The organism is Mesorhizobium sp. P2_D5, from assembly GCF_056404355.1.
Window position 1 is genome coordinate 174,375 of record NZ_JBFUEE010000001.1, and the last position, 14,197, is coordinate 188,571.

Consider the following 14,197-nt stretch of genomic DNA (forward strand, 5'->3'; position numbering starts at 1 on the left):
TTTTCGCGCGGCCCCAGCCCATTCTTACGAATTTGTAAGCCGCCGGACAGGCGAGCGTGAACTCGCTTCCCTACTGTGCTGGTGTCGGATCGGCCACCACCGGGCCGAATTCAATTGCCGCAACCGGCATCAAACAGGGAAACATCTCATGAGACGATTTGCGCTAGCCATCGCACTGGTCACCCTCGCCTTGTCCAGTCCGGTTTCCTCCGTGTTTGCCGCCACCGCGCCTTGCGAGGATACGCTGAAGACCCTTCGTGCGGCGGAGGCGGCGGCCACGCTCAGCGCCGCGGCCAAGGCGAAGGTTTCGGAACTGGAGGCCACGGGCATCGAACGCTGCAACGCCGACGACGACAAGCGCGCCGACGAGTTCTTCGCCCAGGCCATGAAGGTCATGGGCAAATAGTGCCGCGAACCACCAGCCGCAGGACGTCCGCCATGCTTTCTCCCACTACGCCAAATCCCGCAGTTCCCAGCCACAACAGGGTCCCGGAGGTCACGGTCGATTTCTGGCTGATCAAGCTGATGGCGGTGACCATGGGAGAAACGGCGGCCGACTATCTCGCCGTCAACCTCGGCCTCGGCCTGACCGTCACCTCGCTGGTCATGACCGGCATCCTGGTCGTCGCCCTTGTCCTGCAGTTCGCGCAGAAGCGCTACGTGCCCTGGGCCTACTGGCTGGCGGTGGTGCTGATCAGCATCGTCGGCACGCTGATTACAGACAATCTGGTCGACAATTTCGGCGTACGCCTGCAGACGACGACCATCGCCTTCTCGGTGGCGCTCGCCGCGACATTCGCCGTGTGGTACGCCAGCGAGCGAACGCTGTCGATCCACACCATCGTCACCACCAGGCGCGAGATCTTTTACTGGCTGGCGATCCTGTTCACCTTCTCGCTCGGCACCGCCGCCGGCGACCTTGTCGCCGAGAGCTTCGACATGGGCTACCTGACGTCAGGCCTGCTGTTCGGCGGCGTCATCGCGCTCATCGCGCTTGCCTGGTACCTGCTTCATCTCGACGGCATCCTGGCCTTCTGGCTCGCCTATATCCTGACACGGCCGCTTGGCGCCTCCTTCGGCGATCTCTTGTCGCAGCCAGTCGAATATGGCGGCCTGGGTTTCGGCACCATTTTCACCAGCCTGATCTTCCTTGGCAGCATCATTGGTCTCGTTCTCTACATGACGCTCAAGAAAACCGCCGACGAGGCCGACGAAATCCTGCTGGAATCGGACTAGGCGTGGTCTTGTCGGGTCGCTTGCATTGACGGTCCACATACCTGGGCGATCAGCCGGAACGCCCATCGCTTCGTCATCCACGGGCGGAGCAAGGAGCGCAGCGACGCAGCGCAGACCCGAGGATCCATGCCGCGAGATTGGCCGAAGGATGCAGCGGAGCAGAATTCCGTACCGCTGCATCGATTTGGCGGCGCGGTATGGAAGCAGCCTCGCGACATCCTAGGAACGGGCCCATGCCGGTGCTAGCCTCTCACCGAAATCGGCCACAGACCGGAACAGCCATGCGACTTCTGCTTGTCGAGGACGACCACAGGACGGCCGATTACATCGTCCGGGGATTAACCGAGGCCGGCCATGTGTGTGACCTGCTGCGCAACGGCCACGACGCGCTCTTCGCGGCGACCAGCGGCAGCTATGACGTGATCATAGCCGATCGCATGATCCCGGATCTCGACGGCCTGTCGATGATCAAGGCGGTGCGCGCCGCAGGCGTGCGCACGCCGGCGATCTTCCTCACCTCCGTCGGCGGCGTCGACGACCGCGTCGAAGGGCTCGAGGCCGGCGGCGACGACTACCTGGTCAAGCCCTTTGCCTTTTCCGAGCTTCTCGCCCGCATCAACGCGCTTGGCCGCCGGCCGGCCGCGCAGGAGCAGAAGACCGTTTTGCGGGTTGCCGACCTCGAAATGGACCTGATCATGCGCCGTGTCACGCGCCAGGGCCAGCCGATCGACCTGCAGCCGCGGGAGTTCAGCCTGCTGGAGGTGCTGATGCGCGGCGAAGGACGCGTGATCACCCGCACCATGCTTCTGGAGCGCGTCTGGGATTTTCATTTCGACCCCAAGACCAGCGTCGTCGAAACCCATATCAGCCGGCTGCGCGCCAAGATCGACAAGCCTTTCGAAACCCAGCTTGTCCACACCGTCCGCAACACCGGCTACAGTCTGCACGCAGCGCCATGACCGGAGCATGGCCCCGCCTGCTGCGCAGCACGCCGTTCCGGCTCGCCCTGACGTTCGCCTTCCTGTTCATGCTCGCCTTCGTGCTGTCGGGCGCCATCGTCTACCAGATGATGAGCGCCGATCTTGCCGAGCAACTCGACGACACCATCAAGGAAACCTACGCGGTCGTCGCGGCGACCTATGCCGACAAGGATCTCAAGGAGCTTGTCGAGACCATCGAAAGCCACTCCATGCGCAGCCCGAAGAAGGAACAGCTGTTTTCGCTGACCGACGCGGCCGGGGTTCGCAAGGCCGGCAATTTCACGGCAGCTGGACTTCCCGACGGCTTCTCGATGTTCAACGCCGAAATACCCGGCGTGCCGCCCGGCGCTGAATACCGTGCCTATTCCGGCTCGATTGGCGGCAACAATCTGACGGTCGCCTTCAGCCTGTCCGAGACCGAGGAACTGGAAACGATCATGCTGATGAGCTTCGGCTGGGCGACGCTGATCATCACCGGGCTGGCGGTCGCCGGCGGCGCGCTGCTCGCCTCGCGCGTCCAGCGCCGGCTCGACGGCATCGCCGCCACCATGGTGGACGTCTCGCATGGACGGCTGGATACCCGCATCCCGCTGACCGGCAAGGACGACGACATCGACATCGTCTCCCGCCAGGTCAATGCGGCGCTCGACCGGCTGTCGGCTTTGGTCGAAGGCATGAAACAGGTCAGCGCCGACATCGCCCACGACCTGAAGACGCCGCTCAACCGCCTGCAGATGATCCTGGAAGGCGCCGCCGCCGGGGCCGCGCAGGGCCGGGAGGTCTCCGACGATCTGGCCGAGGCGCGCGCCGAGGGTCACCAGATCAACGAGACCTTCGATGCGCTGCTGCGCATCGCCCAGATCGAGGCCGGCGCCCGCAGGGCGCGCTTTACCGATGTCGCACTCGGCGAAATCCTGCAAACCATCGCCGAGATCTACACCGACGTGGCCGAGGACGACGGCAAGGTGCTGTCGTCGACCAAACTGAACGAAACCGCGAACCGGATCCATGGCGATCGCGAATTGCTAACGCAGATGTTCGCCAATCTGGTGGAGAATGCGCTGCGCCATTGCCCGCCCGGCACGACCATCAAGCTGTCGGTTACGCGTCAGGGCGATCGCGTTGTCGCCAGCGTCGCCGACAATGGACCCGGCATTCCTCCGGAAGAACGCGAGAAAGTGTTCCAGCGGCTCTACCGGCTTGACCACAGCCGGTCGACGCCGGGCAGCGGCCTGGGTCTCAGCCTTGTCAGGGCCATCGCCGATCTGCACGGCGCATCGATTACTCTTGACGATTGCCGGCCTGGCCTCGCCGTGGTTGTGAGCTTTCCGTTGGCATTTAGTTAGCCGGTGATCCAGCTTGGGCCCATCAGCGGTCGATGCGGGTCGACAGGATGATGGACGACAAGGTGCGTTCAACCCCGTCCATGGCGCCGATCTGGTCGAGCAGCATATCGAGGTCCCGGATCGATGGCGCGTCGACGGTGACGATCATGTCGAAATTGCCGCTGACCGAATGCAGTGTCCTCACCGGGGGCAACGCTTGCAGGCCGCGCACCACCTTGTCGGCGAGCTTCGGCGTCACGGTGAGCAGCACATGCGCCCGCACCAGCCCCTGCTCGTAGTCCGGCGCCAGTCGGACACCGTAGCCGGTGATGATGCCGCGCTGCTCCAGTCGGTCGATCCGGCTCTGCACCGTTGTGCGCGAGACACCGAGCTTGCGCGCCAGCTCGGCGGTCGAGGCACGCGCATTGTCGCGCAGCAGGGAAAGCAGGGCCTGTTCGGCTTCACTGAGCATTTCGACGATTCCCTCCGGCATAATGCACAATCAGAGTTTCGTTTCGAACAATTCCACGCTTCCTTTCGACGGGCAAGCTGCGATTCTGATGCATATCTCCCAGAAGTGCACAGCGCTTTTGGGACAAACGACATGCATAAAACAATGTGCTCAGGTTCAGCTTTTGGGTGAGGGACGTTTCATGAAGAAAATTGTTGTTGTCGGCGCCGGCAAGATCGGTTCGACCATTGCCGAAATGCTCGCCGCCACCGGTGACTACCACGTCACCCTCGTCGACCGCTCGGCGGCACAGCTCGCTTCGGCCGAACTGCCGGGCACGGTTGCCACGCTGGAACTCGACATCGAGGCATCGGGCGCGCTCGAGGCGGCCTTGGCCGGCAAGTTCGCGGTGCTCAGCGCCGCCCCCTTCCACCTGACCACGCGCATCGCCGAGGCAGCGGCAAACGCCGGCGTGCACTATCTCGACCTCACCGAGGACGTCGTCAGCACCAGGCGGGTCAAGCAGCTGGCGCTTTCGGGCAAGAGCGCCTTCATCCCGCAATGCGGACTGGCGCCGGGCTTCATCTCGATCGTCGCCAACGATCTCGCCAGCCGCTTCGATTCGCTGGAAAGCGTGCGCATGCGCGTCGGCGCGCTGCCGCAGTATCCGTCGAATGCCCTGAACTACAATCTGACCTGGAGCACCGACGGCGTCATCAACGAATATTGCGAGCCTTGCGAGGCGATCGTCGAGGGCGAGCTGATCGAAGTGCCGCCGCTGGAGGAGCGCGAGGAGTTCTCGCTCGACGGCGTCACCTACGAGGCGTTCAACACCTCGGGCGGGCTGGGCACGCTGGCCGAGACGCTGAAAGGCAAGGTGCGCACGCTGAACTACCGCACCATCCGCTACCCCGGCCATGCCGCGATCATGAAGGCGCTGCTCAACGACCTTGGCCTGCGCCACCGCCGCGACGTGCTGAAGGACATTTTTGAAAGCTCCCTGCCGGCGACGCTGCAGGACGTGGTCATCGTGTTCGTCACCGTCTCGGGCCGCAAGAACGGCCGCCTGCTCCAGGAAACCTACGCCAACAAGATCTATTCCAAGCGCGTCGACGACGTGGTGCGCAGCGCCATCCAGATCACCACCGCCTCCGGCATCTGCGCCGTGCTCGACATGCTGGCCGACGGGACCTTGCCCGCGACCGGTTTCGTCAAGCAGGAAGACATCGCGCTCGACGCCTTCCTCGCCAACCGTTTTGGCCGCGCCTATGCGCAGCACGAAATGGTGAGCCGGCTCGCAAGCTGAGATTTCGGGCCGTTCTTGCCTTCTCCCCTTTCGGGAGAAGGTGGATCGGCGCGCAGCGCCGAGACGGTTGAGGGGTGTTGGACGGAGAGCTGTCGGTGCCACGCCGGAGCACCCCTCATCCGTCGCCTTCGGCGACACCTTCTCCCACAAGGGGAGAAGGGAAAGCCACCATTCAAATATGCAGCGCGTGCCCCAGCGCCTTGAGCGCCGCTTCCTGGAGGCCTTCGCCTTGTGTCGGATGGGCATGGATGGTGCCGGCGATATCCTCCAGCCTTGCGCCCATTTCAAGCGCCAGCCCAAAGGCTGCCGCCAGTTCCGACGCGCCCTGGCCGACTGCCTGGATGCCGAGCACCAGATGATTGTCGGCGCGGGCAACGACACGGACGAAACCGTCTTCGCCGAGTTTCGTCATCGCCCGGCCGTTGGCGGCAAACGGGAACATGCCGATCTTGATCTCGCCGCCCGCCGCCTTGGCCTCCTCCGGCGACAGGCCGGCCGTCACCAGCTCGGGATCGGTGAAGCAGACGGCGGGAATTGAGCGCTTGTCCCAGCTGCGCTTGTGGCCGGCAAGGATCTCGGCGACCATCTCGCCTTGCGCCATCGCCCGGTGTGCCAGCATCGGCTCGCCGGTGACGTCGCCGATGGCGAAGATGCCACGCATCGAGGTGCGGCACTGGTCGTCGATGCGGATGAACTTTCCCGCCATGTCGAGGTCGATCTGGTCGAGCCCCCAACCTTCGGTCACGGGCTTTCGGCCGACGGTGACCAGGATTTTGTCGGCGGCAATCTTGGCGCTCTTGCCGTCCGATGTCTCGACCAGCAGCGCGCCGCCCTTGTTCCCCTTGGCCTTCGCGCCTGTCATCACCTCGATGCCGAGCGCGGCGAGCCGCTTGACCACCGGCCGCGTCAACTCGGCATCGTACTGCGCCAGCACGCGCGGCAAGGCCTCGACCACGGTCACCTCAGCGCCCATCTTGGCGAAGGCGATGCCGAGTTCGAGCCCGATATAGCCACCACCGACGACGGCGAGCTTCTTCGGGACTTCGCTTAGGGCCAGCGCCTCGGTGGACGAAATCACCGTGTCGCCGAACGGCAGGAACGGCAGCTCGACCGGCGCCGAACCAGTGGCGATGACGATCGTCTCGGCGCGGATCACCTGCACTCCGGTCTCGGTCTCGACGGCGACGGTCTTGCCGTCGCGGAACGTCGCCCAGCCCTGCACGGTCTTCACCCCAGCCTTCTTGAGCAGACCGGCGACACCACTGTTGAGCCGGCTGACGATGCCGTCCTTCCAGGCGACGGTCCTGGCAAGATCGAGCACGGGAGCGGTGACCGAGATGCCGAGCGGGCTGTTACCGCCCGCCATGTGCGACACCTTCTCGAACTCCTCCGCCGCATGGATAAGTGCCTTGGAGGGGATGCAGCCGACATTGAGGCAAGTGCCGCCCGGCTTGCCGGCCTCGACGATCACCGTATCGACGCCGAGCTGGCCGGCACGGATGGCGCAGACATAGCCGCCGGGGCCGGCGCCGATGACGAGCAGCTTGCAGGAGATTTCTTTCATGTCAGCTGCATCCTTCCAGTAAGAACTGCCGGCCACAGTGTCCATCCGGCGGCGTCGTGCTGCCCCTCATCCGCCTGCCGGCACCTTCTCCCCGTATAGGGACGGGGAGAAGGGAGACCGCCGCGACCTCGGCGCCTTCTTTGCAATGCTGGCGATTGGCGAAACCCCCAATGCCAGCGTCTTTCTCCCCGTCCCTATACGGGGAGAAATGCCCGGTAGGGCAATGAGGGGCAGCGCGACGCTGCAAGGCAGGTGGAGCAAAACGCTGAGAAGGCATTGTCACACCCTCAATCCACAAAAATCAGCGCCGGCGTTTCCAGCAGCGTCTTGATGCGCTGGATGAAGACGGCCGCGTCCCAGCCGTCGATCACCCGATGATCGAAGCTGGAGGACAGGTTCATCATCTTACGCGGCATGAATTGGGTACCGTCCCACACCGGCCGCACCATCATCTTGTTGACGCCGATGATCGCCACTTCCGGATGGTTGATGACTGGCGTCGTCGCCACGCCGCCCATGGCGCCGAGCGAGGTGATGGTGATGGTCGAGCCGGACAGCTCGTCGCGTGTCGCCGTGCCCGACTTGGCCGCCTCGGCAAGCCGAATCACTTCGGCGCCGCACTCCCAGATGTCGCGCGCCTCGGCATGCTTGACCACCGGCACGACCAGCCCCGACGGCGTCTGCGCGGCTATGCCGATATGGATGCCGCCATGCTGGTGGATGACGCCGGCCTCGTCGTCGAACAGCGAATTGAGATTCGGCTGGTCTGCTATCGCCTTGACCATCGCCCGCATCAGGAACGGCAGCAGCGTCAGCTTCGGCCGTTCCGCCTTGCCCGCGCGCTTTTCCTTGTTGAGCGCCGCGCGCAATTCCTCCAGTGCGGTGACGTCGATCTCCTCGACATAGGTGATGTGCGGGATGCGCGATTTCGACAGCGTCATCTTCTCGGCGATCTTGCGCCGCAGCCCCACCACCTTGATGTCCTCGACGGCATCGTTGCGGGCGAGGCCTGATGTTTTCGCAACCTGGGGTCCGCGCGTCAGGAAAGCTTCGATGTCCTCGTGGCCGATGCGGCCGGCCGGACCGCTTCCGGCAACTTGCCTGAGATCGATGCCGGCCTCCTTTGCCCGCAGGCGGACCGCCGGCGAGGCCAGCGGCCTTTCGCCCTCCGGCCGCGGTGCGCCAGAAACGGAAGGCCGCGGGCTTTTCGAGACGGCGGGGGCAGGTTTCATGTCGGTCCCACCCGCCTTTGGCGGCGCCTTCACGGCTGGCGCGGGAGTTTCGGGCTTCGGGGTCGGCAGCTTCGCCGGCGGCTCGGCTGCCACCACTTCAACGTCGCCGCCCTGCGGCTTCACATTGCCCTCGCCCGCCACCTTCAGCCGCACGATGGGCGAACCGATCGCCACCGTGTCGCCGATCTCGGCGCCGAGCCAAAGGATCTCGCCATCGACCGGCGACGGGATCTCGACCGTCGCCTTGTCGGTCATCACCGCGGCAAGCACGGTGTCCTCGCGCACGATATCGCCGATCTTGACGTGCCATTCGACGAGCTCTGCCTCGGCGACGCCTTCGCCGACATCGGGCAACTTGATGATGTGTTCGCCCATCTTAAGCTCCCATGGTTTCCAGCAGCGCCCGGCCGACGCGCGCCGGACCGGGGAAATAGTCCCACTCCTGGGCATGCGGGTAGGGCGTGTCCCAGCCGGCGACCCGCGCCACCGGCGCCTCCAGATGGTAGAAGCAGTTTTCCTGCACCAGCGCCGACAGCTCGGCGCCGAATCCGGAGGTCAGCGTCGCCTCATGCACGATGACGCAGCGCCCGGTCTTCTTGACCGAAGCGACGATTGCGTCGAGGTCGAGCGGCAAAAGTGTGCGGAGATCGATGATCTCGGCATCGATACCGGTCTCCGCGACGGCTGCCTGCGCGACATAGACCATGGTGCCGTAAGCAAGCACCGTGACCGCCGAGCCCGGCCGGCGGATCGCCGCCTTGCCGAGCGGCACCGTGTAGTGGCCGTCGGCGACCTCACCCAGCTCATGCTTCGACCAGGGCGTCACCGGCCGGTCATGATGGCCGTCGAACGGCCCGTTGTAGAGCCGCTTCGGTTCGAGGAAGATCACCGGATCGGGATCCTCGATCGCCGCTATCAGCAGCCCCTTGGCGTCATGCGGGTTGGATGGCACCACTGTCTTCAGCCCCGACACATGGGTGAACAGCGCTTCCGGGCTCTGGCTATGCGTCTGGCCGCCAAAGATGCCGCCGCCGGTCGGCATGCGCACCACGATCGGGCAGGTGAAATCCCCGTTCGAGCGGTAACGCAGCCGTGCCGCTTCCTGGGTCAGCTGGTCGTAGGCCGGATACATGTAGTCGGCAAACTGAATTTCCACGCATGGCTTCAGCCCGTAGGCGGCCATGCCGATGGCCGAGCCGACAATGCCCGATTCGTTGATAGGCGCATCGAAGCAGCGGCTCTTGCCGTATTTGGCCTGCAGGCCTTGCGTGCAGCGGAAGACGCCGCCGAAGAAGCCGACATCCTCGCCAAACACGACGACTTTGTCGTCGCGTCCCATCGACACATCCATGGCGTCGCGGATCGCCTCGATCATGGTCCGTCTTGGCATGGTCAGACCCCCGCCTGCTGGCGCTGGCGCCGCAGATGCGGCGGCATCTCGGCATAGAGCCCCTCGAACATGTCGCGCGTCGACGGCTTGCCGCCGGCATGCAGCGTGCCGTGGCTCTCGGCTTCCTTCTGCGCCGCGATCACCGTGTCGAGGATTTCCGCCTCGGCCTGCGCATGTCGCTCGTCCGACCAGACACCGAGCTGGATGAGGTGGTTCTTCAGCCGCACGATCGGGTCGCCGAGCGGCCAGGCGTCGGATTCGGTCTTTGGCCGGTAGGCCGAAGGATCGTCCGAGCTCGAATGCGCGCCGGCGCGGTAGGTGACATATTCGACCAGCGTCGGCCCGAGATTGCTCCGCGCCCGCTCGGCCGCCCATTTGGCCACCGCATGGACGGCGAGATAGTCATTGCCGTCGACGCGCAGCGACGGAATGCCGAAGCCGAGGCCGCGGGCGGCAAAGGTGCCCGAGCCGCCGCGGGCGATGCCCTGGAAGGTCGAGATCGCCCATTGGTTGTTGACAACATTGAGCACCACGGGCGCCTTGTAGGTGGAGGCGAACACCAGCGCCGAATGGAAGTCGGATTCTGCCGTCGAGCCGTCGCCGATCCAGGCGGCGGCGATCTTCGAATCGTTCGAGATCGCCGAGGCCATCGCCCAGCCGACCGCCTGGATATACTGCGTCGCCAGATTTCCGGAGATCGAGAAGAAGCCGTGCTCCTTCGACGAATACATGATCGGCAACTGCCGGCCCTTCAGCGGGTCGGCTTCGTTGGAGTAAATCTGGTTCATCATCGTGACCATCGGATAGCCGTCGGCGATGAGCAGCCCTGCCTGCCGATAGGTCGGAAAATTCATGTCGCCGGGCGCCAGTGCCTTGCGGAAGGCGCAGGCCACCGCCTCCTCGCCCAGATGCTGCATGTAGAACGACGTCTTGCCCTGGCGCTGCGCCATCTGCATGCGCGCATCGAAGGTCCGCAGCGTCATCATGTGACGCAGGCCGGCCAGAAGCTCGTCGCTGGAAAGCAGCCCGGCCCAAGGGCCGACGGCTTCGCCATTGCGGTTCAGCACGCGGATAATCGAGAAGGCGTAATCGCGGATGGTGCGCGGATCGACATCGATGTCCGGGCGCGGCACCGAGCCGGCCTTGGGGATGGGCACGTTGGAGAAGTCAGGCGTTCCGCCCGGCCGCACTTCCGGTTCCGGAACGTGAAAACGCAACATCCCAGCATCGGCCATGACCTTTGTCCTCCAACGTTGCCTGGCCCCAAATTTCCCTGGCCCAAACTTCCCCGGCCAAGGATATTTGCATATCTGCGCCACCAGACCAGTGCGAATTCGACGGGGCAGGCCTTTCGGGCCTCGATCCAAGATCCAGCCTCCCCGGCACAACATGAAGATATGTCCGCGAAATTTCTTGTCGATGTTGGGCAGCGGCGCGCAATTAGGGGCAAGATTGGGCAATGCTCCGGTCAGATAAGGTGATTGGTGGCAAGACTTGGGTTCCTCTCCCCCACTTTTGTGGGGCGAGGAACCCAAGCTGGAAACCGTTCACTCCGCCCCTGCATCATGCTAACCACCCCCCATGGCACAGAAGAAAGCTTTCGAGGTCGATTCCTGGCTGGCCCGTCCGGACCAGCGCATCTCGATCGTCCTGCTTTACGGCCCCGATCGAGGGCTCGTCGCCGAGCGCGCCAAGGCCTTTGCCGAGAAGACCGGCCTGCCGCTCGACGATCCATTCTCGGTGGTCAGGCTGGACGGCTCGGAGGTTGACCGCGACGAGGGCCGGCTGCTCGACGAGGCGCGCACCGTGCCGATGTTTTCCGACCGGCGGCTTTTGTGGGTGCGCAACGCCAGCGGCCAGAAGGCGTTGGCCGATGACGTCAAGGCGCTGACCGCGGAGCCGCCCCGCGACGCCATCATCCTGATCGAGGCCGGCGATCTCAAGAAGGGCGTGGGGCTGCGTGCCGTGGTCGAGGCGGCGGACATTGCCATGGCGCTGCCCTGCTATGCCGACGAGGCCCGCGACATCGATGCCGTCATCGACGACGAATTGCGCAAGGCCGGCATGTCGATGACGCTGGAAGCTAGACAGGCGCTGCGCCGCAACCTCGGCGGCGACCGGCTGGCCTCGCGCGGCGAGATCGAAAAGCTCATCCTCTACGCCCATGGCCAGAAGGAGATCGGGCTGGAAGAGGTCAGGGCGATGTCGGGTGACGTGTCCGGCGCCTCTTTCGATGACGCCGTCGACGCACTGCTCGAAGGTAAGGTCGGCGACTTCGACACCGCCTTCACCCGCCATTGCCAGTCCGGCGGCCAGCCATTCTTGGTGCTGTCCTCGACGATGCGGCAGTTGCAGGCGATCCAGGCCATGCGTGGCCAGATGGAGTCTGCTGGCCGCAACGCCGCCTCGGTCGTTGCCGCGGCCCGCCCGCCGGTGTTTTTCTCGCGGCGCAAGCTGGTGGAGAAAGCGCTGGAGCGCTGGAGCAGCGAAGCCCTCGGTCGCGCGCTGACCCGGCTGCAGACCGCTGTGCTGCAGACGCGGCGGCGCCCGGATCTCTCCGTCGCGCTGGCGCGGCAGGCACTGCTTGGCATTGCGGTGGAAAGCAGCCGGCTGGCGCAGCGGTAGTTTTGGGACTGACGGCTCAGCCGTCGAGGTCAGCGCCACCCCTCATTGCCCTGCCGGGCATTTTTTCTCGTAGAACGGGGAGAAAGGGGCTGGCTGCAACGCTGGCGCTTTCCTGCGACGTTGGCGATTGTCGAAACCGCTGATGACAGCGTCCCTCCCCCCGTTTACGGGGAGAGGATGCCGGCAGGCAGGTGAGGGGCGGTGCTGGCGTGCCAAGCACTTGGAATGACAAGCGGATTCGAGTTAAGTAGGCTCTCGGGAATCAGCCGCCACCAGGATATTCGCCGGCTAACTACCGCTCCTGCTTCAGCCTGCGGCACAGCTCGTCGAGCTGCTCCAGCGACCGATACGCGACACGAAGCGTGCCGCCTTTGCTCTTGTGGTCGATCGACACAATCATCCCGGTCGTATCGGTCAACAGCTTTTCCAGCGCCAGCGTGTCGGCGTCCTTCTGTTCAGGACTTGCCGCCGGCTTGGCTTCCTTTGCCTTGCTGCCGGCCGGCATCTGCGCCAGCGCCTCGGCCTGGCGCACCGAAAGCCCTTCTTCGACGATGCGCTTGGCAAGCCCGGCCGGATCCTCCGCCGTCACCAGCGTGCGGGCGTGGCCCGCCGACAGCGCGCCGTCGACCAGCATGTCGCGGATCACATCCGGCAGTTTCAAGAGCCTGAGCGTGTTGGCGACATGGCTGCGGCTCTTGCCGATCACCTGGCCGAGATCGGCCTGGGTGTAGCCATGATCGTCGATCAGCTGCTGGTACCCAAGCGCTTCCTCGACCGCGTTGAGGTCGGTGCGCTGGACGTTCTCGATGATCGCCAGTTCCAGCGCGGTGCGGTCGTTGACCTCGCGGATGATGACCGGGATCTCGTTCAGCCCGGCGCGTTGCGCCGCACGCCAGCGCCGCTCGCCGGCAATAATCTCGTAGCGGCCGGCCTGTGTCGGCGACGGCCGCGCCACCACCGGCTGTACGACGCCATGCTCGCGGATCGAGTGGGCGAGGTCGGTGAGTTCGGCCTCGCCGAAATGCCGTCGCGGATTCTTCGGATTTGGGGTCAGGAACTCGATCGGCACCTTGCCGTCGGCGCTCATCCCAGGCTTTTCGGGTGCCGCAGGACGATCGATCTCGCCGATCAACGCTGCCAGTCCCCGCCCCAGTCTTTTTCTCGAAAGGTCTTCGCTCATAACACTTCCAGTTACATTCCAGATCGTTTCGGTATCGAATCGGCTCTTAATTAAGCATTTGGCTAATCAAGCGGCGCGCAATTTGCGCTCACGGCGGATCACTTCCGACGCAAGCTGCAGATAGGCCTGGCTGCCTGAGCATTTCAGATCGTACAGGATCGCCGGCTTGCCGTAGGACGGCGCCTCGGACACCCGCACATTGCGCGGAATGATGGTCTCGTAGACCTTGTCGCCCATATGCGCCCGCACATCCTGCACCACCTGGTTGGCGAGATTGTTGCGGCCATCGTACATGGTCAGCACAATGCCCTGGATGGTGAGATCCGGATTGATCGAACGACGCACCTGCTCGACGGTTTCCAGCAACTGGCTCAAGCCTTCGAGCGCGAAGAATTCGCACTGCAGCGGCACCAGCACAGAATCGGCCGCGGCCATCGAGTTCAGCGTCAAAAGATTGAGCGAAGGCGGGCAGTCGATCAGCACATAGCCGAAACCGGCCGAACGGTCGGCCGAGGCACGCAAGGCGTTGCGCAGCCGTAGCACCCGGTCTGGCGCCGAGGCGATTTCCATCTCGATGCCGAGCAGGTCGAGGGTCGACGGCACGATCGACAGGCCGGGCACCGCCGTCGGGATCGCCGCGGCTTCCAGATCCAGTTCGCCTGTCAGCACGTCATAGGACGAGACCGTCCGATCCTTGCGGTCGATGCCGAGGCCGGTGCTGGCATTGCCTTGCGGATCGAGGTCGACGATCAGCACCTTTTCACCGATCGCCGCGAGCGCAGTAGCCAGATTAATGGCGGTGGTCGTCTTGCCGACGCCGCCCTTCTGGTTGGCTACGGTGATGATTCGGGGGCCATTCTTCATCATGGATCTATGCCAGAAATTCATTTTTGGGTCGCCTGGAGCAA

13 protein-coding genes are annotated in these 14,197 nt (G+C 64.4%); 6 read left to right on the forward strand and 7 right to left on the reverse strand.

The genetic code is table 11. From position 1 onward, the window contains the following. Nucleotides 1–148 precede the first annotated feature (148 nt). The 4 genes from AC1DYW_RS00815 (at nucleotide 149) to AC1DYW_RS00830 (ending at nucleotide 3,562) form a co-directional block, all read left to right on the forward strand. A complete protein-coding gene (locus AC1DYW_RS00815; RefSeq protein ID WP_477224787.1) occupies nucleotides 149–406 on the forward strand; it encodes a hypothetical protein in 258 nt (85 codons plus the stop codon). Between the two features lie 32 nt (nucleotides 407–438). Beyond that, the gene (locus tag AC1DYW_RS00820; protein WP_477224788.1) at nucleotides 439–1,236 is read left to right on the forward strand and encodes a COG4705 family protein; all 798 of its coding nucleotides are present in this window, start codon (nucleotides 439–441) and stop codon (nucleotides 1,234–1,236) included. A gap of 281 nt (nucleotides 1,237–1,517) precedes the next feature. Next, nucleotides 1,518–2,195 (forward strand): winged helix-turn-helix domain-containing protein, encoded by a 678-nt coding sequence (locus AC1DYW_RS00825; RefSeq protein WP_477224789.1) that lies wholly within the window; start codon nucleotides 1,518–1,520, stop codon nucleotides 2,193–2,195. Continuing rightward, entirely contained in the window at nucleotides 2,192–3,562 is a 1,371-nt protein-coding gene (locus tag AC1DYW_RS00830; RefSeq protein ID WP_477224790.1) for a sensor histidine kinase, read from the forward strand. The genes AC1DYW_RS00825 and AC1DYW_RS00830 overlap by 4 nt, the downstream gene beginning before the upstream one ends. Nucleotides 3,563–3,584: 22 nt before the next feature. Here the strand turns inward: AC1DYW_RS00830 and AC1DYW_RS00835 are convergent, their stop codons facing one another. Further along, nucleotides 3,585–4,013: an Lrp/AsnC family transcriptional regulator gene (locus tag AC1DYW_RS00835; RefSeq protein WP_477224791.1), complete on the reverse strand. Its 429-nt coding sequence runs from the start codon at nucleotides 4,011–4,013 to the stop codon at nucleotides 3,585–3,587. 181 nt (nucleotides 4,014–4,194) lie between these two features. Between AC1DYW_RS00835 and AC1DYW_RS00840 the strand changes: the two genes are divergently transcribed. After that, a complete protein-coding gene (locus AC1DYW_RS00840) occupies nucleotides 4,195–5,298 on the forward strand; it encodes a saccharopine dehydrogenase family protein (RefSeq protein ID WP_477224792.1) in 1,104 nt (367 codons plus the stop codon). Between the two features lie 172 nt (nucleotides 5,299–5,470). Here the strand turns inward: AC1DYW_RS00840 and lpdA are convergent, their stop codons facing one another. The 4 genes from lpdA to AC1DYW_RS00860 all read right to left on the reverse strand — a co-directional run bounded on the left by lpdA (nucleotide 5,471) and on the right by AC1DYW_RS00860 (nucleotide 10,719). After that, nucleotides 5,471–6,862: a dihydrolipoyl dehydrogenase gene (gene lpdA, locus AC1DYW_RS00845; protein ID WP_477224793.1), complete on the reverse strand. Its 1,392-nt coding sequence runs from the start codon at nucleotides 6,860–6,862 to the stop codon at nucleotides 5,471–5,473. Nucleotides 6,863–7,149: 287 nt separating this feature from the next. Continuing rightward, nucleotides 7,150–8,469: a dihydrolipoamide acetyltransferase family protein gene (locus AC1DYW_RS00850; protein WP_477224794.1), complete on the reverse strand. Its 1,320-nt coding sequence runs from the start codon at nucleotides 8,467–8,469 to the stop codon at nucleotides 7,150–7,152. 1 nt (nucleotide 8,470) lies between these two features. Further along, nucleotides 8,471–9,484, reverse strand: coding sequence for an alpha-ketoacid dehydrogenase subunit beta (locus tag AC1DYW_RS00855; protein ID WP_095083894.1), 1,014 nt, complete (start codon nucleotides 9,482–9,484; stop codon nucleotides 8,471–8,473). Nucleotides 9,485–9,486: 2 nt separating this feature from the next. Then, a complete protein-coding gene (locus AC1DYW_RS00860) occupies nucleotides 9,487–10,719 on the reverse strand; it encodes a thiamine pyrophosphate-dependent enzyme (protein WP_477224795.1) in 1,233 nt (410 codons plus the stop codon). A gap of 346 nt (nucleotides 10,720–11,065) precedes the next feature. Between AC1DYW_RS00860 and holA the strand changes: the two genes are divergently transcribed. After that, on the forward strand, nucleotides 11,066–12,109 hold the full coding sequence (gene holA / locus AC1DYW_RS00865) for a DNA polymerase III subunit delta (RefSeq protein WP_095083892.1): 1,044 nt from the start codon (nucleotides 11,066–11,068) through the stop codon (nucleotides 12,107–12,109). Between the two features lie 292 nt (nucleotides 12,110–12,401). Here holA and AC1DYW_RS00870 read toward each other — a convergent pair whose 3' ends face one another. Together AC1DYW_RS00870 and AC1DYW_RS00875 are read right to left on the reverse strand one after the other, a co-directional pair. After that, nucleotides 12,402–13,289: a ParB/RepB/Spo0J family partition protein gene (locus AC1DYW_RS00870; protein WP_477224796.1), complete on the reverse strand. Its 888-nt coding sequence runs from the start codon at nucleotides 13,287–13,289 to the stop codon at nucleotides 12,402–12,404. 66 nt (nucleotides 13,290–13,355) lie between these two features. After that, nucleotides 13,356–14,156 (reverse strand): ParA family protein, encoded by an 801-nt coding sequence (locus AC1DYW_RS00875; protein WP_095084379.1) that lies wholly within the window; start codon nucleotides 14,154–14,156, stop codon nucleotides 13,356–13,358. Nucleotides 14,157–14,197 lie beyond the last annotated feature (41 nt).